Origin of the sequence: Rhodococcus qingshengii JCM 15477 (assembly GCF_023221595.1) — a bacterium.
GTDB lineage: Bacteria > Actinomycetota > Actinomycetes > Mycobacteriales > Mycobacteriaceae > Rhodococcus_F > Rhodococcus_F qingshengii.
The window spans coordinates 1,205,538-1,231,281 of record NZ_CP096563.1; the positions used below are offsets into that span (position 1 = coordinate 1,205,538).

At 62.5% G+C, this 25,744-nt stretch carries 23 protein-coding genes; 11 read left to right on the plus strand and 12 right to left on the minus strand.

The features are described from left to right. Window positions 1-82: 82 nt before the first annotated feature. The 4 genes from M0639_RS05455 to M0639_RS05470 all read right to left on the minus strand — a co-directional run bounded on the left by M0639_RS05455 (window position 83) and on the right by M0639_RS05470 (window position 5,927). Window positions 83-1,918, minus strand: coding sequence for an acyl-CoA dehydrogenase (locus M0639_RS05455; protein ID WP_007734578.1), 1,836 nt, complete (start codon window positions 1,916-1,918; stop codon window positions 83-85). An 89-nt stretch (window positions 1,919-2,007) separates the two neighbouring features. Beyond that, complete coding sequence (locus tag M0639_RS05460) at window positions 2,008-2,640, minus strand: class I SAM-dependent methyltransferase (protein ID WP_007734580.1); 633 nt, start codon at window positions 2,638-2,640, stop codon at window positions 2,008-2,010. A gap of 21 nt (window positions 2,641-2,661) precedes the next feature. Beyond that, window positions 2,662-5,145, minus strand: coding sequence for an FtsX-like permease family protein (locus M0639_RS05465; protein ID WP_064074113.1), 2,484 nt, complete (start codon window positions 5,143-5,145; stop codon window positions 2,662-2,664). Continuing rightward, window positions 5,145-5,927 (minus strand): ABC transporter ATP-binding protein, encoded by a 783-nt coding sequence (locus M0639_RS05470; RefSeq protein WP_064074112.1) that lies wholly within the window; start codon window positions 5,925-5,927, stop codon window positions 5,145-5,147. Before M0639_RS05470 ends, M0639_RS05465 begins: the two co-directional genes overlap by 1 nt. A gap of 109 nt (window positions 5,928-6,036) precedes the next feature. Here M0639_RS05470 and M0639_RS05475 point away from each other — a divergent pair, with 109 nt between their 5' ends. The 4 genes from M0639_RS05475 (at window position 6,037) to murJ (ending at window position 10,826) form a co-directional block, all read left to right on the plus strand. Then, on the plus strand, window positions 6,037-7,275 hold the full coding sequence (locus M0639_RS05475; RefSeq protein WP_231915007.1) for a sensor histidine kinase: 1,239 nt from the start codon (window positions 6,037-6,039) through the stop codon (window positions 7,273-7,275). Beyond that, window positions 7,263-7,904, plus strand: coding sequence for a response regulator transcription factor (locus M0639_RS05480; RefSeq protein WP_003945784.1), 642 nt, complete (start codon window positions 7,263-7,265; stop codon window positions 7,902-7,904). Before M0639_RS05475 ends, M0639_RS05480 begins: the two co-directional genes overlap by 13 nt. Before the next feature lie 161 nt (window positions 7,905-8,065). After that, complete coding sequence (locus M0639_RS05485; RefSeq protein WP_003945837.1) at window positions 8,066-9,094, plus strand: beta-ketoacyl-ACP synthase III; 1,029 nt, start codon at window positions 8,066-8,068, stop codon at window positions 9,092-9,094. 115 nt (window positions 9,095-9,209) lie between these two features. Beyond that, window positions 9,210-10,826, plus strand: a complete 1,617-nt coding sequence (murJ, locus tag M0639_RS05490; RefSeq protein ID WP_231915008.1) for a murein biosynthesis integral membrane protein MurJ — start codon at window positions 9,210-9,212, stop codon at window positions 10,824-10,826. Here murJ and M0639_RS05495 read toward each other — a convergent pair. The 3 genes from M0639_RS05495 to M0639_RS05505 form a co-directional block, all read right to left on the minus strand. Continuing rightward, a complete protein-coding gene (locus tag M0639_RS05495) occupies window positions 10,812-11,966 on the minus strand; it encodes an alkaline phosphatase family protein (protein WP_064074110.1) in 1,155 nt (384 codons plus the stop codon). The two genes, murJ and M0639_RS05495, sit on opposite strands and share 15 nt — an antisense overlap. Window positions 11,967-12,101: 135 nt before the next feature. Then, window positions 12,102-12,875: a VOC family protein gene (locus tag M0639_RS05500; protein ID WP_064074109.1), complete on the minus strand. Its 774-nt coding sequence runs from the start codon at window positions 12,873-12,875 to the stop codon at window positions 12,102-12,104. Between the two features lie 263 nt (window positions 12,876-13,138). Continuing rightward, a complete protein-coding gene (locus M0639_RS05505; RefSeq protein ID WP_064074108.1) occupies window positions 13,139-14,083 on the minus strand; it encodes an alpha/beta fold hydrolase in 945 nt (314 codons plus the stop codon). A 219-nt stretch (window positions 14,084-14,302) separates the two neighbouring features. Here M0639_RS05505 and M0639_RS05510 point away from each other — a divergent pair, with 219 nt between their 5' ends. Continuing rightward, on the plus strand, window positions 14,303-14,440 hold the full coding sequence (locus M0639_RS05510) for a hypothetical protein (protein WP_003945592.1): 138 nt from the start codon (window positions 14,303-14,305) through the stop codon (window positions 14,438-14,440). Here the strand turns inward: M0639_RS05510 and M0639_RS05515 are convergent. Then, entirely contained in the window at window positions 14,422-15,183 is a 762-nt protein-coding gene (locus M0639_RS05515) for an SDR family NAD(P)-dependent oxidoreductase (RefSeq protein WP_064074107.1), read from the minus strand. The two genes, M0639_RS05510 and M0639_RS05515, sit on opposite strands and share 19 nt — an antisense overlap. 205 nt (window positions 15,184-15,388) lie before the next feature. On the opposite strand from M0639_RS05515, the gene M0639_RS05520 reads away from it, so the two are divergent. Then, window positions 15,389-15,538, plus strand: a complete 150-nt coding sequence (locus M0639_RS05520; RefSeq protein WP_021343080.1) for a hypothetical protein — start codon at window positions 15,389-15,391, stop codon at window positions 15,536-15,538. A 109-nt stretch (window positions 15,539-15,647) separates the two neighbouring features. Here M0639_RS05520 and M0639_RS05525 read toward each other — a convergent pair whose 3' ends face one another. Next, complete coding sequence (locus M0639_RS05525) at window positions 15,648-16,493, minus strand: glycosyltransferase family protein (RefSeq protein ID WP_064074106.1); 846 nt, start codon at window positions 16,491-16,493, stop codon at window positions 15,648-15,650. A gap of 108 nt (window positions 16,494-16,601) precedes the next feature. On the opposite strand from M0639_RS05525, the gene M0639_RS05530 reads away from it, so the two are divergent. The 3 genes from M0639_RS05530 (at window position 16,602) to M0639_RS05540 (ending at window position 20,410) form a co-directional block, all read left to right on the plus strand. After that, window positions 16,602-17,837, plus strand: a complete 1,236-nt coding sequence (locus M0639_RS05530) for a cytochrome P450 (RefSeq protein WP_042920218.1) — start codon at window positions 16,602-16,604, stop codon at window positions 17,835-17,837. Next, window positions 17,834-18,397, plus strand: coding sequence for a TetR/AcrR family transcriptional regulator (locus tag M0639_RS05535; RefSeq protein WP_054827319.1), 564 nt, complete (start codon window positions 17,834-17,836; stop codon window positions 18,395-18,397). The genes M0639_RS05530 and M0639_RS05535 overlap by 4 nt, the downstream gene beginning before the upstream one ends. A gap of 99 nt (window positions 18,398-18,496) precedes the next feature. Next, the gene (locus tag M0639_RS05540; protein WP_003945738.1) at window positions 18,497-20,410 is read left to right on the plus strand and encodes an alkyl/aryl-sulfatase; all 1,914 of its coding nucleotides are present in this window, start codon (window positions 18,497-18,499) and stop codon (window positions 20,408-20,410) included. Between the two features lie 34 nt (window positions 20,411-20,444). Here M0639_RS05540 and M0639_RS05545 read toward each other — a convergent pair whose 3' ends face one another. The 3 genes from M0639_RS05545 to M0639_RS05555 are packed head-to-tail and all read right to left on the minus strand — an operon-like array spanning window position 20,445 to window position 23,052. Further along, window positions 20,445-21,065: an L-threonylcarbamoyladenylate synthase gene (locus M0639_RS05545; protein WP_003945756.1), complete on the minus strand. Its 621-nt coding sequence runs from the start codon at window positions 21,063-21,065 to the stop codon at window positions 20,445-20,447. A 26-nt stretch (window positions 21,066-21,091) separates the two neighbouring features. Continuing rightward, complete coding sequence (locus tag M0639_RS05550) at window positions 21,092-21,517, minus strand: MerR family transcriptional regulator (protein WP_007734605.1); 426 nt, start codon at window positions 21,515-21,517, stop codon at window positions 21,092-21,094. Window positions 21,518-21,552: 35 nt separating this feature from the next. Beyond that, window positions 21,553-23,052, minus strand: a complete 1,500-nt coding sequence (locus M0639_RS05555; RefSeq protein WP_231915009.1) for a SulP family inorganic anion transporter — start codon at window positions 23,050-23,052, stop codon at window positions 21,553-21,555. A 297-nt stretch (window positions 23,053-23,349) separates the two neighbouring features. On the opposite strand from M0639_RS05555, the gene M0639_RS05560 reads away from it, so the two are divergent. Together M0639_RS05560 and M0639_RS05565 are read left to right on the plus strand one after the other, a co-directional pair. Beyond that, the gene (locus M0639_RS05560) at window positions 23,350-24,564 is read left to right on the plus strand and encodes an Ig-like domain-containing protein (protein WP_064074104.1); all 1,215 of its coding nucleotides are present in this window, start codon (window positions 23,350-23,352) and stop codon (window positions 24,562-24,564) included. Window positions 24,565-24,619: 55 nt separating this feature from the next. Then, window positions 24,620-25,738, plus strand: a complete 1,119-nt coding sequence (locus M0639_RS05565) for an Ig-like domain-containing protein (protein WP_064074103.1) — start codon at window positions 24,620-24,622, stop codon at window positions 25,736-25,738. The last annotated feature ends 6 nt before the right edge of the window (window positions 25,739-25,744 follow it).

Consider the following 25,744-nt stretch of genomic DNA (forward strand, 5'->3'; position numbering starts at 1 on the left):
AGTCACCACCGAGTGCCGACAACCGAAAATGCCGGCCCCGAAACGTTCTCGGGACCGGCACTTTTCATGAATCAGGAACGAATCAGAATGCTGCTTCGTCGATCTCCATGATGTCGTTCTCGGTGTTCGCGATGATCTCGCGTGAAGCGGTGAGCTCGGGCAGGACGTTCTTGGCGAAGAAGGACGCGATGGCGACCTTGCCCTCGTAGAAGCCCTTGTCCTTGTCGGAAGCGCCGTTGTCGAGTGCTGCGAGAGCAATCTCGGACTGGCGGAGCAGCTGCCAGCCGATGAGCAGGTCGCCGACGGACATCAGGAAGCGGACGGAGCCGAGGCCGACCTTGTACAGCTCGGTGGGCTGCTCCTGAGCTCCCATGAGGAAGCCGGTGAGCGTGGCAGCCATGGCCTGGACGTCTTCGAGTGCGGTGGCGAGCAGTGCGCGCTCCGCCTTCAGACGACCGTTGCCGGCTTCGCTGTCGATGAAGGTCTTGATCTGTCCCGCAACGTGAGCGAGCGCGACGCCGCGGTCACGAGCGATCTTGCGGAAGAAGAAGTCCTGAGCCTGGATGGCCGTCGTGCCTTCGTACAGCGAGTCGATCTTGGAGTCGCGGATGTACTGCTCGATCGGGTAGTCCTGCAGGAAGCCGGAGCCACCGAGGGTCTGCAGGCTGTCCGTCAGGTACTGGTACGCACGCTCGGAGCCGACGCCCTTGACGATCGGGAGCAGCAGGTCGTTGACGCGGAACGCGGTGTCCTTGTCTGCGCCCGAGACGAGCTGGGCGACAACCTCGTCCTGGTGTGCTGCGGTGTAGAGGTACACCGCGCGCAGGCCCTCGGCGTATGCCTTCTGCATTGCCAGGCTGCGACGCACGTCGGGGTGGTGCGTGATGGTCACGCGCGGTGCTGCCTTGTTGGTCATCTGGGTCAGGTCTGCGCCCTGAACACGCTGCTTGGCGTAGTCGAGAGCGTTGAGGTAACCGGTCGAGAGGGTGGCGATTGCCTTGGTGCCGACCATCATTCGAGCGTGCTCGATGACGTCGAACATCTGGGCGATGCCGTTGTGGACCTCGCCGACCAGCCAGCCCTGTGCGGGGATGCCGTGGCCGCCGAAGGTGACCTCACATGTGGCGGAGACCTTCAGGCCCATCTTGTGTTCGACGTTGGTGACGAAGACGCCGTTGCGCTCGCCGAACTCTTCGGTCTCGAAGTTGAAGTGCGTCTTCGGGACGAAGAACAGGCTCAGGCCCTTGGTGCCGGGTCCGGCGCCTTCGGGGCGAGCGAGAACGAGGTGGAAGATGTTCTCGAACAGGTCGTCCGAGTCTGCCGAGGTGATGAAGCGCTTGACGCCCTCGATGTGCCAGGAGCCGTCGTCCTGCTTGATTGCCTTGGTGCGTCCGGCACCGACGTCGGAGCCGGCGTCGGGCTCGGTGAGGACCATGGTGGCGCCCCATCCGCGTTCGACGATGGTGGCTGCCCACTTCTTCTGCTCTTCGGTGCCGTTGTTGAACAGCACGTCCGCGAAGGCGGGTCCGGCCTGGTACATGTGTGCTGCAGGCTGTGCGCCCAGGATCAGCTCACCGATGGCCCACACGACGGAGCGGGGAACCGGCACGCCGCCGACCTCTTCGCTCAATCCCATGCGGTACCACTCGGCATCCCACAGAGCCTTGAACGACTTCTTGAAGGATTCCGGAAGTGCAACGGTGTGCGTCTCGGGATCGAAGACAGGGGGGTTGCGGTCCGCATCGGCGAAAGATTCGCCAAGCGGTCCCTCGGCCAGGCGTGCGACCTCTGCCAGCATGTTGCGGACAGTGTCGGCATCCAGGTCGCCCCAAGCGCCTTCGCTCAGTGGCTTCTCCAGTCCGAGAACCTCGAAGAGGTTGAACTCCAGGTCCCGAACGTTGCTCTTGTAATGGCCCATGTCTTCTGCTTCTCCCAGTGAGGTGGTGCGGTCCAGCACTCCTAGTACCGCCCGAAGTTTATTACTCGTCGGTAACTTAATACATGTTACTAGCCGTTCTTTGCATTGCCAACACCGGATTTGCGTCCGATGACAAGCGCGTCGACCGCGATTCCCGTTTCGGTGTGCCTGTGGGGATTTCCGGCGATCTCGAACTCGAGCTTTCCGCGGAACTCCTGCATCAATTCTTCTGGTGTGTAAAGGATTTCGGGATCTTGCGGCCCGCCGACGCCGTAGTCGATGTTGCTTCGGTCGTGACCCAAAATCATGAGGATTCCGTCAGGTTTCAGAGAATTTATGGCACGGTTCACAACCAGGGTGCGTTGTGGTGCGGGCAGATGAAGGTAAAGAAGCAGGGCCAAGTCGTATCCCTGCCCGTTCCTCGAGGCGTAATCCGCGACGGTGACGTCGCCGCATCGGTAGTCGAGCCGGTCGAGAACCGATCGGGGTGAGCGGGCCGCGATCGTGCGGGCTTTCTCGATCGCGACGGCCGAGTAGTCGATGCCGGTGACCTCCCAACCGCGAGTCGCGAGCCACAACGCGTTACGGCCCTCGCCGCACGCCAGGTCCAGTGCCTGGCCGTGGGGGAGGGCCGTCGCGTATTCCACCAGCAATTCGTTGGGAGGAGCGCCCCAGACGAGCTCGGTTTCTTCGTACTTCTTGTCCCAGGCCGCCGCATCCATAGATGACGACGGTAGTGCCACTCAGTGGTTACGCACTCCGTCCATCGGGTTCTTGCGTAGAGCGGCGCGCGTCGGGATCGCGATGGAGACAAATCCCAGAACAGCGGTCACCGCGACGATGGAACCGTAAATCGCCGGTGAAATCGCCGGGATCGGCTGCCCGGACACCGCTACGGCAATGCCCATCAGAGGCGGCAGGGCGATCAGTGATCCGACCACGACGGCGATTCCCACCACCATCAACGACTCGATGCGCATCATTGCTCGGACCTGCCGCGTCCGCGAGCCCACCAGTTGAAGGAGCGCGAACTCGCGGGAACGCTCGGCAGTGGCGGCGACCAGGGTGTTCACGACTGCGACTGCGAGATAGCCGAGCAGGACGAGGACGGCGAGGATGCTGACCCACGACTGCATACGGCGCTGATCTTCGCCCGCGGCCCCGAACTGGTCCTGGTTCATCGCGGCGATCGAGGGGAACGAGCGCAACGACTGCTGGACTTCGGCCGACCGTCCGGGTTCGGCAGCAACCAGAACGGTGTCGATCAGAGCGTCGGTGGAGTGCTGACGCAAAGTCTCGATCGGCATGGTCACGTCCCCGAATCCGAGGCCGCGACCATATTTTGCGACGACCATGGGATGTACCAGTGTTCCGTCACCCAGATAGAGGTCGACGCGCTGGCCTACCTTGGCTCCGAGTGTGAAGGCGCCGTCTTCGCTCACGGCAACGGTATCGCCGGTCAGAGCGCTGAGGTCGCCCTCGGTCACCGCGAGATCGAGGGTCGCGTCGGCGCTGGCGGCGTCGATGCCCTGGGCCGCGATCGCGCTGTCGGCTGAGCCGCCTTCCTCACCGCTGGGTACCGGGAGGACTTGACTGCGGACCACCGGGTTTGCCGCACTCACTCCGGGCACCGATGCGATCGACTCGAGGAGCGAGGGAGCGATACCGGCCGGTGCGCCGACGATCAGGTCGGCGGTGACGCCCTTGATCGACTGGTTGGTCGCCTCGGCGGCGACGGTGCTCTGGCTGAAGAACTGCACCGAGCCCAGTGCGATTGCGAGAGCCAACGGAACAACCGCCGACGAGAGCCGTCTCGAATTGGATTCGGCGTTGGCGGCAGCGAGAACTTTGGACGCCGACCCACTGCGGCGCAGCGGACCGCCGATCACCTTGATGATGCCGCGCACCAACAAGGGGCCGAGCAGCGCGACCGAGAAGATCAACAACAGTGCGCTCGAACCGGCTCCAGCGGCCGCCACGCTGCCGGGCAGGAAAGCAGGGAGGACGCAGGCGCTGAGGCCGGCGGCGCCGAAGATCAGCCCGGTGACGATGCGTCCGCGGCTCAGTTTCGCCGGGCCGCTTTCGGATTCGCGAAGCGCTTCGACGGGGTCGAGCTTCGCCGGTCGTCTTGCCGCGATCGCCGCTGCCGCGCGGGCAGTGAGTACGCAGATCAGGAGAGCTGCGATCGCCGGAAGCGGGCTGTACGCCAGCGCGAAATCGGTGGGCATGACCCCGGCGTCGGCGAACTGCGCGCCCAGTACTCGGGCGAGCAGGTATCCGGGCACCGCGCCGAGAGCTGCCGCCGCAGCAGCAACGAGCAGCACTTCACGTCCGATCATGACGTGCACTTGCCGCGTGGTGGCCCCGATTGCCCGCAACAGAGCGAACTCTCGGCGCCTGGCGTTGATCGAGAGCGACAGCGTGCTGGAAACGACGAACATACTGACCATCAACGCGAGACCGGCAAACGACGCGCAGAGCACGATCAACTGCGTCCGCGCAGCACCGGCGTCGAGGAATTCGATGCCTCCGCGTGCAGTGCCGGTCGAGACCTCCGCACCGGTTCCGGCGAGTGCATCGTGGGCGAGAGCGGCAGCATCCACGCCTTCGGGAGCGATCAATCCGACTGCGGTGACAGCGTTCTGGTGCGGCCACAACCGTTCGGCCTCTGCGTCGTCGAGGAAGACGAGTGCCGGACGGTCGGGTGACGGCACCGAAGCCGAATCAGCTGTGCCGACGACGGTGTACTCGTCCGTTACCGCGCCGTGAGCCAGCGTGATTCGCTCGCCGAGCGCGGCGCCCGTGGTCGAGACCACCTCGTCGCGGCTCTGCGGAGCGCGCCCCTCGATGAGCGAGTACGGCGCCAATTGTGCTGTTTCCCAAGGATGTGCGTCGAGTACGACGCCCTCGGCGGTGCTGACGGGGACGGAGATGTCGGGAACCACGGTGACATCGAGTGCGTCGAGCTTGCGGACCGTATCGCCGGCGAGGAGAACTCGCTCGGCAAAGGGCTGATCGGCGTCTTCCTTGACCTCGAGCGCCTGTGGCGCACTCACGACGGCGTCGGCACCGGCGTAGAGATGTGGTGAGACACCGCCTCGCACTCCCGATTCCAGCAGCACACCCAGACCGCAGGTGAGGAGCGCTGCGCAGAATACGGAGACGAACACGGCGACGAAACCGGAGCGATGCGCTTTCAGGTGCGCAAAGGTGTGCGCTTTCATCATCACCAGTCCCCGAGGTGTGTCATGCGCTCGGCGATCTGCTGCGGGGTCGGGCGGTCGATGTGCCCGACAAGTTTCCCGTCGGCGAGGAACAGCACACGATCGGCGTACGACGCGGCCACCGGGTCGTGCGTGACCATGACGATAGTCTGATCGAACTCGGCAGCTGTCCGGCGCAACAACTCCAGAACCTGCTTGGCGCTGCGGGAGTCGAGGGCGCCGGTCGGTTCGTCGGCAAAGAGTGCGTCGGGGTGAGTGACGAGGGCGCGCGCGATGGCGACGCGTTGCTGCTGACCGCCGGACAGTTCGGAGGGTTTGCGCTTTCGGTGTGATCCGAGTCCGACGGATTCCAGGACGAAGGTCAGGTACTGCTTGTCGGCTCGTCGCCCGGCGAGGAGTAGGGGGAGCGTGACGTTCTGCTCGACGTCGAGAGCGCCGAGCAGGTTGTAGGCCTGGAAGACGAAACCGATGTGATCGCGACGGAAGATGCTGCGGGCCTTCGGCTTCAGCTGTGAAATTTCGGTATTGCCCAGCCACACCGATCCGCTGCTCGGTCGGTCGAGGCCCGCGGCGCAGTGCAGGAAAGTGCTCTTACCTGATCCGGACGGGCCCATCACGGCGGTGAAGGTGCTGCGCGGCAGAGTGAGGCTGATGTTGTCGAGGGCGGTCACGGCGCCGCGGCCGTTGCCGTAGACCTTGCTGACCCCTTCGAGTCGCACGGCAGATGTTCGAGCTCCCGTGGCACCAGGAGCCGGCGGGGCGAGGACCGAGTGTCGATTCTTCATGGGAAGAACACTATGGAGATTCGCCATTCGTCGACATCCAGCAGAGTCCCGAATCAATGGTGTAGCCAGCTGTAGTGGATCGTGCGGTGTGGTGCGGCATGCTGGGGCAGTGAAGAAGAGAACCAGGGCTGCGGTGTACGTGCTCGTCGAGGGCGCGGCAGCTGTGGTTTCCCTGTTCTTGCTGATGGTCGGTCTCATTCTGTTGTCGCTCTCGATTCTGATCGTCGGCTGGTTGCTGTTGCCGTCGTACGTGCGAGTGCTCCGGTGGTGGGCCGGCCTGGCTCGCAAACGCACCGCTGCGTACACCGGACGCCCTGTTCTGCAGCGATACCCACCGATGCCCAGCAATCCGACATTCGGGGACTGGAGCCGGTTCCTCACCGATCAGTCGACGAGGCGCGACGCGGCCTGGTTGTCGATTCATGGTCTGGGTGCTTTCGTCGCGGCGATGCTGACCATTGCTCTGCCACTCGGTGCGCTCAATGCGATTGCCGTCCCGCTGTACTGGCAGCAGATGCCCGCGGGCGAACCCGTCAACAACCCGTACCCCGTGACGTCGTGGTTGGGCGCTGCGGGGATGCCGTTGATCGGCATCCTGTACTTCCTGATCGCGTGGTGGTTGATCCCCGCGATGGCGAAGTGGATCAGTTGGTCGACCACGACTTTGCTTGCGCCGGATACGCGTTCGGACCTCTCGAAGCGCGTCACCGCCCTGACGGCCAGCCGCGCTGCAGCGCTCGACGCACATTCGGCCGAACTCAAACGCATCGAGCGCGATCTGCACGACGGTGCGCAGAACCGCCTGGTCGCGGTGGTGATGATGCTGGGAATGGCGGAGCGGTCGTTGCAGATCAACCCGGACCAGGCTCTGCCGCAACTGCATCGGGCCCAAGATGCGGCCACCGAGGCGTTGAGCGAACTCCGGACATTGGTTCACGACATCTATCCGCCGATCCTCGACGAACTCGGCCTCGAGGGTGCGATCTCCGCGCTCGCGGGGCGCTCGAGTGTGCCCTGCGTACTCGAGATCGACGAACTCCGCCGTGCCCCGGCTGCCGTCGAGGCTGCTGCGTACTTCGTCGTCGCCGAGACCTTGACCAACGTCGCAAAACACAGCGGAGCGCGCAGTGTCACCGTCACGGCACGGACGGAGACGTCGGACGACTCGTCGGGTGAGACGATGCTCATCGACGTGATCGACGACGGTCACGGCGGCGCGAACGAACGCCCGGGCGGCGGCGTGGCGGGTATCCGACGCCGGGTCGAGGCTTTCGAAGGAACCGCAGTATTGGAGAGCCCGGAGGGTGGACCGACAACGATGAGGGTGGAACTACCGTGCGGATTCTGATTGCCGAGGACGACGCTCTCCTGCGAGAGGGGCTGGCACTGCTGCTTCGCGGCGAGGGCTTCGAGGTGTCTGCCGTCTCCGACGCCGCACAGTTCCTCACGGTGTTCGAGGAGACCGCCCCCGACGCCGCGGTGCTCGACGTCCGGATGCCTCCTACTTTCACCAACGAGGGACTTCGAGCGGCGATCGAGGTGCGCAAGCTTCGCCCGGGCTTTCCCGTCCTGGTCCTTTCCGCTTACGTCGAGGATCGCTACGCCGGTGAATTGTTGGCAGGAGGCGCCGGCGGGGTCGGGTACCTGCTCAAGGAACGGGTCGGCAAGGTAGCCGAGTTCGTCGACGCATTGAACCGGGTCGTCGACGGCGGAACCGTGATGGATCCCGAGGTCGTATCCCAGCTGATGAGCCGTCGACGCGCCGACGATCCGATCAGATCGCTGACGCCACGCGAGTCCGAGGTTCTCGGACTGATGGCGGAGGGGTTGGGAAATCAGGAAATCGCCAGGAAACTGGTCGTCAGCGACACCGCTGTGAGCAAGCACATAGGAAATATCTTCGCAAAACTCGGCCTGTCGGCTTCCGAAAGCGGGCATCGTCGTGTTTTGGCAGTTCTAGCTCATTTGCGCGCCTGATCGTGGATCTGGACTACATACCTGACCGAAGCGTAATGTGAGCCAGCCTCATGTTGTTGCCGTGATCGAACGGTGACCTGAGAGGCAGGGGCTTATGTCCTGTACGTAACGTGTGATGTCGAATGCGCGTCATCACCAGAAACCAACGAGGAGATCGATCAATGGGTAAGCCGATTGCCAGTGTGGCCGGAGGTCGGCAGTCCGTCCTTCTCGGGCTCGGCGTTCACCGCCCGGAGCGAGTCGTGACCAACGACGAGATCTGCGAGCTGATCGATTCCACCGACGAGTGGATCCAGACGCGATCGGGTATCAAGTCGCGCCGGTTCTCCGGCGAGGGTGAAGGCATCCTCGCGATGTCGATCAGCGCGGCCCGTAAAGCACTGGACGTCAGCGGCATTGCACCCGAGCAGATCGGTGCAGTGATCATCGCGACGTCGACGTGGGACCTGCAGACTCCCCAGGCTGCGTCCATCGTCGCCCACGAGCTCGGCATCAAGGGTCCGGCTGCTTTCGACGTCGCGGCAGGTTGCGCCGGTTTCTGTACCGCTCTTGCAGTGGCCAGCGACCTCGTTCGCGGTGGCACGGTTGATCACGTACTCGTCGTCGGCGTCGAGTTGATGAGCGAGGCCACCGAGCCCACCGATCGCAGCGTGCGCTTCATCTTCGGTGACGGCGCAGGCGCAGTTGTCGTCGGCCCGAGTGACACCGTCGGAATCGGCCCGGTCGAGTGGGGTTCGGACGGCAGCCAGTCCGACGCCATCGTTCAGGAGCCGAGCTGGCTCGACTACACCAAGAACCCGACCGGACCTCGTCCGTGGATCAAGATGGCCGGTACCGCGGTGTTCCGCTGGGCTGCCTTCGAGATGGGCAAGGTCGCCACCCGCACCCTGGAGAAGTCGGGGCTGGGTATCGAGGACATCGACGCTTTTGTGCCGCACCAGGCAAACCAGCGCATCAACGAGGTCATCGCTCGCAGCATGAAGCTGCCCGAGGGCTTCCCCGTCTCCAACGACATCGCCGAGACGGGCAACACGTCCGCGGCCTCGATCCCGCTCGCCATGGAGCAGATGCTGCGCGACGGCCAGTGCAAGCCGGGCGACAAGGCATTGCTTCTCGCCTTCGGTGCGGGCCTGTCCTTCGCCGGTCAGGTTGTCGTCATGCCGCCGTTGGCTGGAGCAGAATCAGCCTGATCGTCTCTTGCGCCGAGCGCCTCGAACCCACGGTTCGGGGCGCTCGGTCGTTTCCAGGAGGGCAGTCGTTTCCGGTCCGGCTCGTCGAACCTCTGCGATGTGGCACTCTGGCGAGATGGTCGAGAGTGTGGGGGAGTCCGAACGTACGGGTGAGACGGGCGGCAGCTTGGCGAAGATGGGCGGGCACGTGGCGCTCGCCAGCACGGTCAGCCGGATCACCGGTTTCGTCCGCACCCTTGCCCTTGCCGCAGTCCTCGGGATCGCCCTGGTCAGTGATGCGTACAACGCGGCCAACAGCTTTCCGAACATGGTCTATCAGCTTCTTCTCGGCGGGATTCTCGCCAGTGTCCTGCTTCCGTATCTGACACGGCAGCGAAGCCGTGGGCGGACGCTCGAACGAGAGCAGACGCAGCGCGTTCTCACTGTGGGAGCGCTTGCTCTTGCGCTCGTGACCGTTGTGGCGGTGCTGTGCGCGCCGCCTCTGGTCTCGGCCGTGATCGATGATCCGGCTCAACGCGAGCTCACGACGCTCTTCGCGTACTTGCTTCTGCCGGAGATCTTCTTCTACGGCGTCACGGCGATGATGACGGCTGTGCTCAGCGTTCGATCGGTGTTCGGCGCGCCGGCCTGGGCGCCGGTGATCAACAACGTCGTCCTTCTGGTGACGGTCGCGGTCTTCCTGTGCATTCCGGGGCCGGTGGCTCTGACTCCCGAGTCGATGACCACCGCGCAGGTTCTGGTGATCGGTATCGGCACTTTGCTCGGGATAGTGGCGCAAACCGCTGTCGTTGCTCGAGCGCTGCACCGCAACGGTTTTCGGTGGCGCCTTCGCGTGCGGGTCGTGCCGCACACTTGGCGCCCGGTGCGCGTCGGGGCGCCGTTGCTCGGTTGGGTACTGGTGTACGTCGTAGCCGGTCAGGTCGGTGTGTGGGTGACGATGAAGGTCACTCTCTCCCGTCACGTGTACTCGATGTACACGCATGCGGATCTGCTGTTTCAGGTGGCGTACGGCATCCTCGGAGTGTCGCTGTTGACGGTGCTGATGCCGCGAATCGCCAGGTCGGTCGCTGCGGGTGACGACGTCGGTGTCGTATCCGATCTCGGCCGGGGAGCCAGGTATTCGGTGGTGGCGTTGATTCCGGTCACCGTGGCTCTCATGGTGTTCGGCCCCTCGTTGACCACCCTGATCTTCTTCGGCCGGGTCGACGGCAGTAGCGCCCGGTTGATCGGGACGGCCGTGGCAGTCAGTGCATTCGGGTTGGTGCCCTTTGCGATGGTCATGCTTCAGCTACGAGTGTTCTACGCCGACAACAATACCCGCACTCCCGCGGTGATAGCCGTGGTGATGGTAGTTGCAAAGACGGCGCTCGTTCTTCTTGCGTCATTGTCGGCGAGTGACGAAACGCTGATCCTGGCCGTCTGTGCGGCCGGCTCGTTCTCCTACGTGTGCGGAGCGGTGCTCGGTCACGTCCTGCTTCGAAAGCGATACGGGCTGTTGGGATTCCGTCGGGTGCAGGCGACCGTCGGGAGAATTTCGACAGCGGCAGTTCTGGCAGGAGGTTGTGCGCTCGCTTTGGTGGTGGCGGTTCAGAACCGAATCCCCGAGCCCAGGCTTGCTGCTGCTATTTCATTGTCGGCGGGTGCGGCCGTAGGTGTCGTCGTCCTGTTGGGCGCATGCAAGGTCGTCGGCGTTCCCGAGATTCGCCGGGCGCGAGCCCTACTGCTGTCCTGAGGACAGGAGCGGTACCAGCAGTTCGTCCGGGGTCAGGGCGCCGTGCTGTCCACGGAGACCGGACAGTCCCGATTCGACCGATCGACGAACGACCGCCACGTCTCCGGAAGCAATGGCGATGACATCGCCGATCCGGCCGTGATACTCGGAATGTACTGCAGGCCCGAACAATCCCGCGACGATGCCCTCGGATCTGGTCCCGATCCACATGCGGTCACCCAGTTCGGCGCGCCAGCGGTCCGCAACATCTTGTGCAGCGCCTTCTCTGGTGTGGATGTGCCGGCACCGGGGCTCGCCGGCAAGGGCGAGTACGTCTTTGGACAGCATCGGGGTGTTGTCGAAGTCGATCTTGTTCTCGTCCAGCACGTCGACCATTCCGTGGTCTGCCGTCACCAGCAATCTCACGTCCGGACCGAGAGCGGCTGCGAGTTGTTCGACCAGTCGATCGACAAGCATCAGTTGGAAGATCCACGGCTCGGACTCGGGTCCGTAGACGTGGCCGAGTGCGTCGATCTCGCTGATGTAGCAGTACGTGAACGTCCGTTCGGCAGATTTCGACGCCGCCACGGTGCGAGCGAGGAGGTCACCGTATGCCTGGATTCCGGCAAACTGGGCACCGCGCATCCCCGCCCGAGTGAGGCCGCTGCCGTCGAACTTGGACGGAACGACGGTGGTGACGGTGATTCCGGCGGCCGCGGCGCGATCGAAGGTCGTGGCCTGCGGCTGCAGGGTCTCCGGAACGATGGAGTCGGTCTGAGATTCCTTCTTGCCGGCGCTGTGCCAACCCAGCCAGTTGAACACCGAATCGGCTTCTTCGACATAGGACTGGTAGCCGGTGATTCCGTGCGCTCCCGAGGGCAGCCCGGTCCCCAGCGAGACGATGCTGGTGGCCGTCGTCGTGGGGAAACCTGCCCGTATCGGCGTTCCGGCGAGTGAGTTCAGGAATGGTGCGTGTTCGGCGTTGCGGGCGAGCAAGTTCGCGCCCATCCCGTCTACCAGCAGAATTACGGTCTTCTTGCTGGGATTCAGATCGAGACGGTTTGCTTCGCCGCTTACTCCGAGAGAAGCGAGTACCGACGGCGCAAGCGTCGACAGAGTCGGCTGGGAGTACACATCGAGGAGAGGTGCGGGGGCGGGCATCCCATGAGATTAGGCGTTGGACGCAGAAAACTGCATACCTTCTGGGCGAGTGTTCAAATCTGTGCGGTCAGATCCGGACATTGCAGATGATCGGCGCGCAGAGACCGCGGACCGGGGCGGCCTCTGCGCGGAGATTCATTCCATGATCGTGGAGATCTGGAACTTGGCACCGAGTGGATCGGCAACCGACGCGAGACGGCCGAAGGGCGTGTCCTCGGGATCACGCAATACGCTGCCGCCGAATTCGACGACCTTGGCGACGGCAGCATCGGTGTCGTCCGCCCCGAAGTACACCTGCCAGAACGACGGGACCTCTGCCGGGAGGAACGAGCTGGCATCCATCAGACCGGCGACGACGGTGTCGCCCTGCTTGGCTTGTGAATACCGGAACTCGTCGCTGTCGCCGATGGACTCGTAAGTCCAGCCGAACACGTCGGTGTAGAACGGCAGGACCGCGGCATAGTTCTTGGACAAGGTCTCGTGCCAGACCGGCGCTCCGGCCTCGCCCACCAGACCGAAGCCATTGTGCTGATCTGCCTGCCAGATACCGACGACGGCACCGGCCGGATCGCCTACGATCGCCATGCTGCCCTGGGGGCCGACCTGCATCGACGGCATCATGATCATTCCGCCGGCAGCTTCGGCTTTGGACGCCGACGCCGCCGCATCAGTAGAGGAGATGTAGGTGGTCCAGACGTTGCCGTACGGGTTTCCCTCCTGCTGGGGCCCGAGCCCGGCGATGGGCTGCCCGTCTTTGCTGAAGATCGCGTAACCGCCGTACTGCGGGTCGTCGTTTGTGTCAGCCTGCCAGCCGAACACGTTGGTGTAGAAGGATTTGGCAACCTCGGTGTCGGAGCTGGTGAGGTCGATCCAACAGGGTGTTCCGTCGAGCGCTGTGCGTGCGGGCATCTGAAAACTCTCCTTAACCGAAACGGATACACAAGCAGGGGACGCGGAAATGCTTGGCCGAGGAAGGCCTGAATCTCACGCTACGCGCGTACCCCGACACATTCCCAGGGTTCGAGAGCTTTGGGGTATGTGACCGTTTCGCGTTCCCCGGTGGGCCGGACCTGCCAACGCAGACGACCGCCGAATCGTTCTTGATACTCCGAAGTTTATGGGGCACTTGCTCGATCGGCGAGGCCGTTCCGCGGGTGTAGTGCCGGTACGTGTCAGCTCCTGATCAGCCCCGTGCGATCGAGCCACGCGAGCGCATGACGGGTGAACTCGTCCGGAATCTCCAATTGTGGGGTGTGGCCGGTGTCGCCGAGAATGATGGTGGTCCAGTGTGGATGTGCAGCAGCGGCTGCCCGTGCGGCCTCGACCGGGACAAGCCGATCGCGATCGCCGTGCATCAGGAGCGTCGGAGTCGTGATCTCTCGCAATGTCTTTCGATAGGAGGCAGGACGGGCGAGGGTCATCAGCAGTGACCGTGCTGCCTGAAGGAATTCGGCATCCTGGGTAGGTTCGTTGCGGCGAATCGCCGTCAAGGCAGCGCCCGCGTCGAGGACCGCGGGGTCGGCTCGCGTCGGATCGGCAAAACACAATCTGGTCATCTGAGCGGCCAACTGCCGGTCTGACATCTTTCGGCGTCCGAAGCCGAGAACCTGCTCACCGACGTACGGCATCGAGTAGAGCGCGAACTGGGCGGCGACGGTCAGATCGGGAAGTTGGACGGGCAGGGGGAGCGCCGGATCCACCAGGACCAGGCCGGCGACTGATTCGGGACTGGCATGGGTCGACATTGCCGAGACCATTCCGCCCATGGAATTGCCGAACAGGACGGCGGGCTCACCCACCACTGTGTCGAGAAAGCGATTCAGAAGTGCTGTGTTGGCATCGACGCCGGTGTGTCGCCCACGGGCAGAGGTGAGTCCGAATCCGGCGAGGTCAAGGGCGTACACGCGCGTGCGCGCCGCCAGCGCCGGTGCGACCCGCACCCAGTTCAGGTGCGAGCCGCCCAGACCGTGAACGAGCACGATGGGCGGCGCTCCGCTGGGACCGCCGAAGTCGATCCAGTGAACGTCACCGCCGAGATCGGTGATGTTGCTTGTCCCGCCCCACGGGTGTGTGAGGGTGCTTCCGTCGACGAGTTGGGCCGAAACAGCGGATTCCATACATGCCAGGATGCACCGAGGTGTCGTCGTAGTCACGCACTCGTTCCGGTTCGGGATCCGAATATGTGTCATCGATCACGGCTTCTCAAGAAGCTCAGGAAACGGGCAAAACGGAATTTGACTGGTGTTCAGCACTTTTCGAGGCTGTCGCCGCTTTCCGACGGCCGTGGCGCGCGTCCGGCGGAGGTCGGTTCGGGCATACTGAAAACCATGTGGTGGATGGTCGGGCTCATTGTTCTGGCCGCCTTGGTTTTGGCATCCGTTCTGGTCGGTTTCGTTTTCCGCCGCCCGATCGCCGAAGCCAAGTCGGCGGTGCTTGCCTTCGACGACGCCAGCTCTCAGCCCCAGCGCGACTGACCACCGTCGAGCGGAATTGTTGCTCCAGTCAGATACGCGGCATCCGGGCCGACCAGGAAAGCCACCGCGGTTCCGATGTCCGCTTCGCAGTCGCCGATCCTCCGTAGCGGAATCCCGGCAACAAAGGCGGCAGCCTCCTCCGGGCGTGCATCTGCCCACCGCTGCAGCCCCGGCGACGACGCGTGGGGAGCAACCGCGTTGACCCGGATCCCGTCGACGCCCCATTCGCATGCTGCCGCGCGACTGAGGGCTCGGACGGATTCCTTCACGGCCGCGTAGCCGCCGTAGCCGGCAGCGTCCCAGCGGACGGCCACGGAGCTGACCATGTTGATGATTGCCCCGCCGCCGCGCTCCTTCATGAACGGGTAACAGGCTTGCATGGTTCGCAGAGTCGCGACGGGGCCGGACGTCAATCCGTCGGCAAGGCGCTCCGGAGTGAGGTCGAGGACGTTGCCGAGCGGGTTGAGGCTGGCGTTGTTGATCAGAATGTCGACGCCGCCGAACAGTTCCACCGTTCGCGCCACGGCTCCGGTGATGGAATCCGCGTCGGCGATATCCATAAGTACCGGTTCGGCACGGCCTCCGCGTTCGGCGATCTCGTTACATGTGACGACGAGTTTCGACTCAGTGCGGCCCGCGACCGCGACGGAAGCGCCCTCCTTGGCGAGCGCAAACGCAACTCCCTGGCCGACGCCTTGCCCTGCGCCAGTGATCAGGGCCACTTTTCCATCCAACTTGCCCACTGCTGTTCTCCTGCTCGTCATTCAACGGTTCCCGAAGCGTTGTCCGAATCGCGCATTGTTACTCGTGGGTTCCCGCTGGATGAGATGTGAGTTACGTCCCACTCAGCGGTGCCGCTTCAATTTTCGGTCGTCTTACGTATATTGTGAGCGCCGTTACATACCGGGCGCGCGGACCGCGTACACATTCCATGATGAGGAGCTAGACATGGCATACACCAGCAGCATTGCAGCCAACGCAACCACCGGACCGCTCACGGACCTGGCCAAGGTTCTCGGCCCGATCGCCGGCATCGTTAGCGGCATCGCAGCCGTCGCCACGATTGCTGCACTCTTCGGTGGCAACAGCGCTTCCTGATCTGCTTCTGCAGTCAGATTTCCTCCGGCTCGCATTCTGAAGATATTGCCTTCGTGGATGCGAGCCGGAGGTTTATCTGCACCTGAATATCTGTGTCTTGCAGGAACATTCAATTCTGTGATACGTCCATTGCTGCCGGCACATCCACACCTTCTTCGTGGACCTGGGGCCCGAAGTTCGGCAGCGGAGTGAAGTCGAGTGCCGCCTCCGAACCGCGGTAATGGCGGAAGTAGAAGAGGGATCGGTCGGGCCGCACCAGGCTGTCCGGTTCGCTTGTCTTCCATCCCCAGTGGACGTCTGCTCGCAAAATCTCCGACAGCCTCAGTATGTTCTTGCAACCATGGCTCTGTAGCCCAAGGCATTTCAATTCCTCGACGTCTCGCAATTGCCCGTCGCGCGTCCACCTGGATTCGTAGACCAGAGCATCGAGAACGACGCGGTGCGAACCCGCTTGAGTAACGCCGGCAAGTAGAACCTCCCAGTCCAATCCTGGTGCGTGTTGGAGGTATTCGTCGGCGTCGATGAATGCTGCCCATGCGACGGTGTCGCGGTACCGGCTCACGTAATCGACGTACGCCTCTACCTGTCCGTGCACGATCCGACCGTCCGCGTCGCGCGGTTGCCAGTCGACGATCGTCACCGGAAGGTCGTGCAGTTCTTTGCGGAATGCGACCTGAACTTCACTGTCCGACATCGATCGGGTGAAGGCGCCGTAAGAGTTGCCTCTCTTGTCCTCGCTGCGGCCGTGCCAACGGTTGAGACTGAATGCGCTTGTCTTGCGGGTGGACCCGACGGAACCGGTGTTGTCGTAGAGAACAACCTCCCAGCCTTGCTCGATGTGGTGCAGGCACCAGTCCCTGATGAAGGGAAGATGTTCGCGGGGGAGCAGGACCGCAACCACGGCGCGGCGCCCGGCGTCAGAGCTGTTCGGATGATTCTTCGGATCCGTGATCACCCGACACACGATAGTGCTCTGCGTGGATGCGAGTTACTCAATGCTGCTCGTGTGAACGGTTGATCGTAGAACGTTGACACATTCGGCAATTTGTCTCATAGTCGAGTCATGACAACTTCTGTGTCACATTCGCCACGGTTTGTACCTTCAACCGGGGAGTCCTGGCGTTCGCCCTGGGCCATGTACGACGCATTGCGCGAGAACGACCCGGTGCACAACGTTGTGCCGGAAGCTGCGCCGCAGGACGACTACTGGGTGCTTACCCGTCACGAAGACGTCTACAACGCCGCTCGCGACTACGAGACATATTCGTCGGCAAAGGGATTGACCACTGTCTACGGTGAACTCGAACAGATCGGGATGCAGGACAATCCGCCGTTCGTGATGCAGGATCCGCCAGTGCAGTCGGAGTTCCGGCGCATGGTGTCGAAGGGTTTCACTCCGCGTCAGGTATCGGCGGTCGAGCCGATGGTTCGCGAATTTGTCGTCGAACGTATCGAGGCGCTGAAAGCGCGTGGCAGCGGCGATATCGTCGTCGAGCTCTTCAAACCGTTGCCGTCTATGGTTGTCGCACACTATCTGGGTGTGCCGGAATCGGACCGTGACCAGTTCGACGGCTGGACCGAAGCCATTGTCGCTGCCAATTCGGCAGGTGGTGTGGCCGCGGCAGCGACGACGGCGCAGGCCGCCACCGGTGAGCTGATGATGTACTTCGCTTCGCTGATCGAACGCCGCAAGGTCGAACCGGGTGACGACACGATTTCGCACCTACTCGCCGCTGGACTCGGTGAAGACGGCGACATGTCCGGCCTGCTGTCGATTCTGGGCTTCGCCTTCACCATGGTGGCCGGGGGAAACGACACCACGACAGGAATGCTGGGTGGTTCGGTGGCGATGCTGACCGAACGCCTCGACCAGCGTCAGATCCTGCTGGACGATCCCGCATTGATCACCGACGCGGTCGACGAGTTGCTTCGACTCACCTCGCCGGTCCAAGGACTGGCACGCACCACGACGCGAGATGTGGCCTTGGGTGGCAAAGTGATTCCGGCAGGACGTAAGGTTCTGCTGATGTACGGTGCGGCCAATCGTGATCCCGAGAAGTACGGACCCGACGCGGCGGAGTTGGACGTCTTGCGTCGACCGCAGAAGATCCTCACCTTCAGCCATGGCGCCCACCATTGTCTGGGCGCGTCGGCAGCTCGAATGCAGGCGCGAGTTGCTTTGGAAGAGTTGCTTTCCCGGATTCCCGACTTCCATGTCGACATCGACGCGATGCAATACGCGCCGGGCAACTACGTGCGCCGTCCGCTCTCGGCTCCGATGTCGGTGACTCGGCCATGAGCAACGACTGGCTCGGCGAGGGGCGCGCCTTGGCGGCAGCCGAGAAGATCCTCGACAGCGCGGCACAATTGTTCGTCGCGAAAGGCGTCAACGCGGTCGGTATGGCGGAGATAGCCTCTGCTGCAGGATGTTCCCGGGCCACCTTGTATCGGTACTTCGAGAATCGGCAGGCTCTTCACATTGCGTTCGTTCACCGCGAAGCTCGCAGGCTGGGAACTGCGATCGCGGAATCGGTAGCGACCATCGACGATCCGAGTGAGCGTCTGGAGACGGCCATACTCACTGCAGTGTCCGCGGTGCGTAGCACTCCGACGTTGGCTGCATGGTTCGCCCCGGGCGATGCGAGTCTTGCCGGTGAACTCGCCAATTCGTCCGACGTCATCAACGGACTTGGTGTCGCGATGCTCGGTGAACTCGGAGCAGGCACAGCGTCGCGGGCACGCTGGATCGTGCGGGTGATCCTCTCGCTGCTCATGGTGCCGGGGGCGGACGAGAACGACGAGCGGACGTTGGTGCGTGAGTTCGTCGTTGCGCTGTTGATTGCTGGACGGGCCACCTGATCATCCCTTCCGGGTGATGCGCGAGGGCTGCGTGGGAATCGAGGATGAACCGATATCCCGACACAGGTCACCGCGAGTTCCCGAGGAGCGTAAGAGAAGATGACTACACCGTCCGAACTCGACCCCAAGCCCGCCACCGAAGCGACTCGCCTGGCAAATGCCCAGGTTCTCCGTGACCTTCCTTTCGACGACACCTTCGACTTCGAACTGATTTCTCGAGGTCTCGTGGCACCGCTCATCGATGGCGGACTGGTCAAAGGTGACAAAGGGCAGTTCATCTTCTCGTACGACGCCTACGGGTTCGCCGACGGCGATGCACCGGATACCGTCAACCCGAGTCTGTGGCGCCAAGCCACTTTGATGGGAAAGGGCGGTGGACTGTTCAAGCTGGCTGATCGTCTGTACCAGGTGATCGGCCAGGACTTGTCGAACACGACGATCATCGAGGGCGACACCGGGTTGATCATCGGTGACACTCTGATGTCCGCGGAAACAGCCGCTCTCGCGCTGGAGTTGTACTACCAGCACCGCCCGAAGGTTCCGGTCAAGGCAATCATCTTCACGCACTCCCACGGCGATCACTTCGGCGGTGTCAAAGGATTTGTCACCGACGAAGAGATCGAGTCCGGTGCCGTAAAGGTCTACGCACCAGACAGTTTCACGGAGGAAGCGATTTCCGAGAACGTACTTGCCGGCACGGCGATGACACGTCGCGGAATGTACATGTACGGATCGTTCCTGCGTCCGGGGCCACAAGGGCAGGTATCCGGTGGTCTCGGCCTGTCCACTTCGCACGGCACTTCGACGTTTGCCGTGCCTACCGACGTCATCACCGAACCGGTGCACGAAGAGGTCATCGACGGTGTGCGCGTGACGTTCATGCTCGCGCCGGGAACCGAAGCGCCATCCGAAATGCTCTTCTATTTACCAGATTTCAAGGCGCTCGGGTCAGCTGAGGACGTCACGCACACGATGCACAATCTGTACACGTTGCGCGGCGCCAAGACTCGCGACGCCAAAGCGTGGTCGCACTACGTGCGTCTGGCAATGGAACTGTTCCCCGACGTCGAAATCATCTTTGCGCAGCATCATTGGCCCACGTGGGGCAACGACAAGATCTTGAAGCTGATGTCGGATCAGGCAGATCTGTACAAGTATCTGCACGATCAGACGTTGCGCCTTGCCAACAAGGGACTGACACCGGTAGAGATTGCCGACCAGATCGAGGTACCCGACGCGATCGGAAAGCAGTGGTACAACCGTGGGTACTACGGCTCGCTCAGTCACAACGTCAAAGCGATCTACACCTTCTATCTCGGTTGGTTCGACGGCGTTCCCGCTCATCTCAATCCCCATCCGCCGGTGGAGAACGGCAAGCGCTACGTCGAAGCCGTCGGCGGGCCGGACGCACTTTTGACCAAGGGCAAGCAGGCGTTCGACGACGGCGACTACCGCTGGGCCGCCGAGTTGGTGAACCATCTGGTGTTCGCCGATCCGAGTAACCAGAAAGCGCGAGAGTTGTTGGCGGACACGTACGAACAACTCGGCTACCAAGCCGAGAACGGTACGTGGCGCAACTTCTACCTGGTCGGAGCGATGGAATTGCGGCATCCGCTGGCGCCGATGCCGTCCAACAACCCCACTGGCCCGGCCGTGGTCGCAGTGATGCCGCTCGAGCAGATGCTGGACTTCTGGGCAGTTCGCCTCGACGGTCCCAAAGCAGCCGATGTAGACCTGTCGTTGCGATTCGTGTTGTCGGACACCGCGGACAACGTCCTGGTCACAGTGCGCAACGGCGTGCTGAACTACGACATGGACAAGGCAGATGCTTCGGCCGCCCTGACTCTGACCTTGACCCGTGCCGTGTTCAACGAGGTGTATCTGGGAACGACCTCGCTCACCGAATCCATCAAGGCCGGAACGGCAAAAGCTGTGGGAGATCAGTCCGAACTGGAGACGTTCATCTCGCTGCTGGAGGACTTCGATCTGTGGTTCGATATCGTCACGCCGTGACTGGTCGACTCCATGATGTGGCCCGGGCGGGGGATCATTCGAAACGAGAAGGATCTCCCGCGCCGACCCGCACGATTTCGGGAACACCGGACGAATAGTCGACGACTGTGGTGGGTTCGGTTCCACAGTCACCCGAGTCGATGACGGCGTCGAGTTGGTGGTCGAGTTCTTCCTTGATCTGCCAGCCGTCCGTCATCGGTTCCTCGGCGCCGGGCAGGAGAAGGGTGCTGGAGAGGATGGGTTCACCCAACTCTTGCAAGAGTGCCCGCACTACCGGGTGGCTGGGGATACGCACTCCGACGGTCTTCTTCTTGGCGTGTGCCAGCCGACGCGGAACTTCCTTCGTGGCGGGAAGGATGAACGTGTACTGCCCAGGCGTAGCCGCTTTCACCGCGCGGAACGCCGAGTTGGTGACGTGGACGAAGTGCCCGAGCTGCGCGAAATCGGCACAGACCAGCGTGAAGTGATGGTCCGAACGCAGATGACGGATCTCGCGGATCCGATCGGTGCCCGAGTGATTGTCCATTCGGGCGCCCAGGGCGTAGCAGGAGTCGGTGGGGTAGGCGATGACCGCGTCGTTGCGCAGCATTTCGACGATCTGGCTGATCGCGCGCGGCTGCGGGTTTTCCGGGTGAACGTCGAAGTATCGGGCCATCAACTCAGCTTAGTTCAGCTTGCAGATCACGAATGCCGTTCACCGTTGAGACTGTGGTCGGCGAGCAAACCCGTCAGCTCTTCGGCGTAGGCGAGTTGCTTACGTAAGTGTGTGCAGCTTTCTTCCGCCCGGGTGTGGCAGTCGGTGACGAATTCGGTTGCAGCGGTGCGCGTTGACGCGTCCGAAGCTTCGTCGCCGAGCACTGCCAGAGAATCGAGAAGTTGTTTCATTTCTTCGAGACTGAATCCGAGCGGCTTCATTCGTCGGATTACCAGTAGCCGTTGGACATCGGCCTCGGTATAGAGGCGGAATCCTCCGGCGCTCCGCTCGGACGGAGTAACCAGACCGACCTCGTCGTAATGACGAATCGTCTTGATCGACAGTTCGGTGCGTTCGGCAACCTGTCCGATCTGCATGTTCGGCCCTTGGCCCGCATGTTCCGGCTCAGACATCACTCCCACTTTCCTCGCGCTGGGCCTCCATACTCTCAGTGACCGTCACCCAGGCGACCGGACAGGCGCAGGTGGCGCTCGGCCGATGCGTCGTCGAGCCCCACGATCTCGACATTCTTGCCTCTGGCCGCGTACTTGGTGGTGATGGCGTCCAGTGTCGCGACGGTCGACGCGTCCCAGACATGAGACTCGGACAGATCGATGACAATGTTCTTCGGGTCGCCGGCGTAGTCGAACTGGTAGATCAGATCGTTGCTGGATGCGAAGAACAGTTCGCCTCGAACCGCATAGACACGGGTGTCCTCGTCCGGATGCGCGACGTCGATCACTTCGGTGAGATGCGCGACGCGGCGGGCGAAGATGACCATCGCGGTGATCACTCCGATGATCACGCCGTAGGCAAGATTGTGGGTGGCGACGGTGACTACCACGGTGACCAACATGACCACTGTCTCGCCGATCGGCATGCGGCGCAGGGTCTTCGGATTGATGCTGTGCCAATCGAAAGTGCCGACCGAGACCATGATCATGACGGCCACCAATGCGGCCATGGGAATCAACGCCACCACATCGCCGAGGCCGACGACGAGTATCAGCAAGAACACGCCCGCCAGGAAAGTCGAGATTCGAGTGCGAGCGCCGGAGACCTTGACGTTGATCATGGTCTGGCCGATCATCGCGCACCCTCCCATGCCCCCGAAGAAGCCGGTGACGATGTTCGCGACGCCTTGGCCCCACCCTTCTCGGGTCTTGTTCGAGTGAGTATCCGTGACGTCGTCGACGAGTTTGGCCGTCATCAACGATTCGAGGAGTCCGACGAGCGCCATGGCCAATGCGTACGGCGCAATGATCGACAGTGTGTGCATGCCCGGGGGGACGTCGGGGAACAGTAGCGTCGGTAGGCTCGACGGAAGCTCGCCCTCGTCGCCGACGTTGGGGATATTGAACGCGAAAACGACTGTGGCGGTTGTCAGTAGCACGATTGCCACCAGTGGAGCCGGGACGGCGTTCGTCAGTTTCGGCAGGAATACGAGTATCAGAAGTGCGACTGCAAGGAGTGGGTAGACGAGCCACGGAACATCGATCAGGTGGGGGAGTTGGGCGATGAAGATCAAGATGGCCAGTGCATTGACGAATCCCACCATGACGCTACGCGGGATGAAGCGCATCAGCTTGGCGACGCCGAGGAGGCTCAACACGATCTGGAGCAGGCCGGCCAGAAGGACTGTCGCAATCAGGTAGTCGATTCCGTACTCGCGCGTCAGTGGAGCGACGACCAGTGCGACGGCGCCGGTAGCTGCGGAGATCATTGCGGGTCGTCCGCCGACGACGGCGATGGTCACTGCCATCGTGAACGACGCGAACAGTCCTACCCGCGGATCGACGCCGGCGATGATCGAGAACGAGATCGCCTCGGGAATCAGTGCCAACGCCACGACCAGTCCGGCCAAAACCTCCGTTTTGAGACGGTGAGGTGACCGGAGCGCGGCCCGAACCGAATTGTCGTTGGTGGATGAAGCGATGGTTACTGCCATGAGATTCCGTCCTGACGAGGTTCTCATACTCTACCCTCCTGTAAGGGTAGAGTATGACCGGAGATCTCGCTACGGTGCGAACTTCTGTCGAATTGTGTTTCCCCGCAGTGAATCTCGATTCGCGAGATTGATCGAGAGGGGCAAGGCTCGCGGTGGCGATCAGATGTGACGACCAGTAACCCTTACCAAGTATTTACCTACTGTGTGGTTTTTGTTTATTGAAAACGGGTCAACTCGGGCGCTGGCTCCGTTACAGTTCGGCGGCAAACGTCAATCAGGTTGTTCCGAGAGGACATCATGTCAAAACGCCTACTGAATGCTGCGCTCCTTACCGGCCTCCTTGCCGGTGGAACCGCTGTGGCCGTGATTCCGGCAACCGCGGCGCCCGTTGCAGAAACCACGTCGACAACGTTCCAGGTCACGTGCCGCGCAGTTCCGAGTGCGTTCTCCGGTCCTTCGTCAGACGGAAAGCCTGCTACGGTGCGGGTTTCGGCTCCGACGGTAGTCGCGCCAGGTCAGGTCTTCGACATCGACGTGGATCCGGGTAGCGTCCAGATCCCGAACGATGTGAGCGGCGCAAGCGTCAAGAAGATCTCGCGTCTGAAGATTGATCTGCCGATTCCGACCAACGCGGAGTTCGTTTCGGCGACGGTCACCGATCCGGGCAATGTTATTGCCGGGAAACCTGCTTCGGTGATTCGTGTCAACGAAGACGGCACTCCCGCAGCGGACGGTCCGATACTCCGGTTGTCCGGCGCAAACGAAGCGATCGGCAACAGTCCGTCATCGTCGTCGGGTGCGCACGGCGGGCTTGCGATCAATGCTCAGTCCGGTGCCGAGACCAACATCGTCTTTCCGAAGATCAGAATCACCGTAAAGGCCGGGCCTTCCGGCGCAGTCGAAACCAATGTCCGGACTTCGGGTGCTGCAGGTACTTTCGGCGGGCCGGAGTCATTTTTGACCTTCCTCCCTCAGGTCAGTCACTGGCTCGCGGGAACCATCTGGGCGCCCACATCCTGCTCGCCGCGCGACGCTGAGACCGGCCCCCTCAATGCCGGTGCCGGCGCCCTGGCATCCACGAAGATCGACGGGGACCTGGGGCCCGTTGATCCTGAGCCAGGCGCGGACATCGTGACTAAGCTCGAAGGACCGGCTACCGCCGCGACCGGTACCAAGGTGTCTTTTGCTTCTCACGTCGATCCGGAAAACACAACGGGAACAGTACAGTTCATGGTCGACGGCAAACCCGTCGGTGACCCGCGGCCGGTGGTTCGCGGTATTGCGCGCCTGGATCTCACCTTCGGTAAGGCGGGTACCAAGTCCGTGACTGCAGTATTCACCGCTACCGGAGACGAGGCGAAGTACACGTCGGCGGCACACGTACTCACGGTGACCGGTGACACCACAGGTCCGGTCGATCCCGACCCGACCGATCCGGGCACTCCGGGCGGTCTCGGCAGCCTCGAGTCCGTTCTGCCGCAGCTGCCGACGGGTTCGCTCGGTGGCAAGTGATCACGGTCCTACCTCACTGAACTTTCAATGGCCGAGTTCTTCTGAAAGGCAACACATGAACCCCCGCACTCTGGCAGTTTGCGCTGTCGTACCAGCACTCGCGGCCGGACTCCTCGCTGTGTCCGCGCCGGTGGCAGCGGCTTCCGATACCGTGACGCGGACAGTTTCCTTCGAACACAAGTGCCGGGTCGACGGCGCCACCGATTGGGATTCGTCGTTCTCCGACAACATGGAGGTAACGGCACCCACGTCCGTGCGTCCCGGCGAACAGTTCACAGTGAAATTGCATCCAGGCACCATGCGTAGTTCGGATTCGGACACCGGTCGAATCAAGTACGACATCGCATTACCGCAAGGGGCAACCCTGGTTTCGTACTCCCTCGTCGGTGATTCGTCGTCCAACTTGACCGGCGAGACTGCGGTGCTGCTCCGGGTGGGCGCAGACGGAAACGCAAACCCGGCGGGTGAGTACCTGCGAATTACCGGTGCCGGCAACAAGACAGTCAACGACGGTCCGAGCGCGAACGACAACAAGCCCAAGGAAGGGCTGCAAGTCAAGGCGAACACGGACTTTCGTTTGCCGGCAGTCGAATTGAAACTCGAAGCTCGGTCCGACGAGGGAAATGCGACGACGCACCTGCGCGCCGGGGCGACGAGCCCGAGCATCAAGATCAAAGACACGAGCATGAGTTTCGGTGAGTCCCGGTGGGTCAATGCCGCTGGGTATTGTGTTGCTGCGGGGGAAGGACGCAACGCCCTCTCGACTACCGAGGTCTTCACGACCAACCAGACCGAGACGATGGTCGCTGTCGCACTGGAGGCACTGACGGGCGAAGACGTCAAGATTGCGGCGAGTATCGACCCGAACCCGGGTGAGGGAACGGTCGAGTTCTTCGACGGCGACACGAAGATCGGCAGCGCCACAGTCGATTCCAATGGCCATGCAGAACTGGTCTGGCCGTTCCGCGACCAGGGCGAGCATCGCATCACCGCAAAGTTCTTGGGTACCAAGAAGTTCAGTTCTTCGGAATCTGCGGACAAGACCGTGACCGTCACCGTGCCTGGTGTCATCGTCGTCGAGCCGGTGGATCCGACGGAACCGGAAACTCCTGGTGGAACCGGAAGCCTCGGGGACATCTTCTCGAAGCTGCCGACGGGCTCACTCGGAGGCTGAGTCACC

Bases quoted from the DNA above. Each gene is read 5' to 3' on its own strand.
- M0639_RS05455 (WP_007734578.1), bottom strand. From the start codon at position 1,918: ATGGGCCATTACAAGAGCAACGTTCGGGACCTGGAGTTCAACCTCTTC.
- M0639_RS05460 (WP_007734580.1), bottom strand. From the start codon at position 2,640: ATGGATGCGGCGGCCTGGGACAAGAAGTACGAAGAAACCGAGCTCGTC.
- M0639_RS05465 (WP_064074113.1), bottom strand. From the start codon at position 5,145: ATGATGAAAGCGCACACCTTTGCGCACCTGAAAGCGCATCGCTCCGGT.
- M0639_RS05470 (WP_064074112.1), bottom strand. From the start codon at position 5,927: ATGAAGAATCGACACTCGGTCCTCGCCCCGCCGGCTCCTGGTGCCACG.
- M0639_RS05485 (WP_003945837.1), top strand. From the start codon at position 8,066: ATGGGTAAGCCGATTGCCAGTGTGGCCGGAGGTCGGCAGTCCGTCCTT.
- murJ (WP_231915008.1), top strand. From the start codon at position 9,210: ATGGTCGAGAGTGTGGGGGAGTCCGAACGTACGGGTGAGACGGGCGGC.
- M0639_RS05495 (WP_064074110.1), bottom strand. From the start codon at position 11,966: ATGCCCGCCCCCGCACCTCTCCTCGATGTGTACTCCCAGCCGACTCTG.
- M0639_RS05500 (WP_064074109.1), bottom strand. From the start codon at position 12,875: ATGCCCGCACGCACAGCGCTCGACGGAACACCCTGTTGGATCGACCTC.
- M0639_RS05505 (WP_064074108.1), bottom strand. From the start codon at position 14,083: ATGGAATCCGCTGTTTCGGCCCAACTCGTCGACGGAAGCACCCTCACA.
- M0639_RS05510 (WP_003945592.1), top strand. From the start codon at position 14,303: ATGGTCGGGCTCATTGTTCTGGCCGCCTTGGTTTTGGCATCCGTTCTG.
- M0639_RS05520 (WP_021343080.1), top strand. From the start codon at position 15,389: ATGGCATACACCAGCAGCATTGCAGCCAACGCAACCACCGGACCGCTC.
- M0639_RS05530 (WP_042920218.1), top strand. From the start codon at position 16,602: ATGACAACTTCTGTGTCACATTCGCCACGGTTTGTACCTTCAACCGGG.
- M0639_RS05535 (WP_054827319.1), top strand. From the start codon at position 17,834: ATGAGCAACGACTGGCTCGGCGAGGGGCGCGCCTTGGCGGCAGCCGAG.
- M0639_RS05540 (WP_003945738.1), top strand. From the start codon at position 18,497: ATGACTACACCGTCCGAACTCGACCCCAAGCCCGCCACCGAAGCGACT.
- M0639_RS05545 (WP_003945756.1), bottom strand. From the start codon at position 21,065: ATGGCCCGATACTTCGACGTTCACCCGGAAAACCCGCAGCCGCGCGCG.
- M0639_RS05550 (WP_007734605.1), bottom strand. From the start codon at position 21,517: ATGTCTGAGCCGGAACATGCGGGCCAAGGGCCGAACATGCAGATCGGA.
- M0639_RS05555 (WP_231915009.1), bottom strand. From the start codon at position 23,052: ATGGCAGTAACCATCGCTTCATCCACCAACGACAATTCGGTTCGGGCC.
- M0639_RS05560 (WP_064074104.1), top strand. From the start codon at position 23,350: ATGTCAAAACGCCTACTGAATGCTGCGCTCCTTACCGGCCTCCTTGCC.
- M0639_RS05565 (WP_064074103.1), top strand. From the start codon at position 24,620: ATGAACCCCCGCACTCTGGCAGTTTGCGCTGTCGTACCAGCACTCGCG.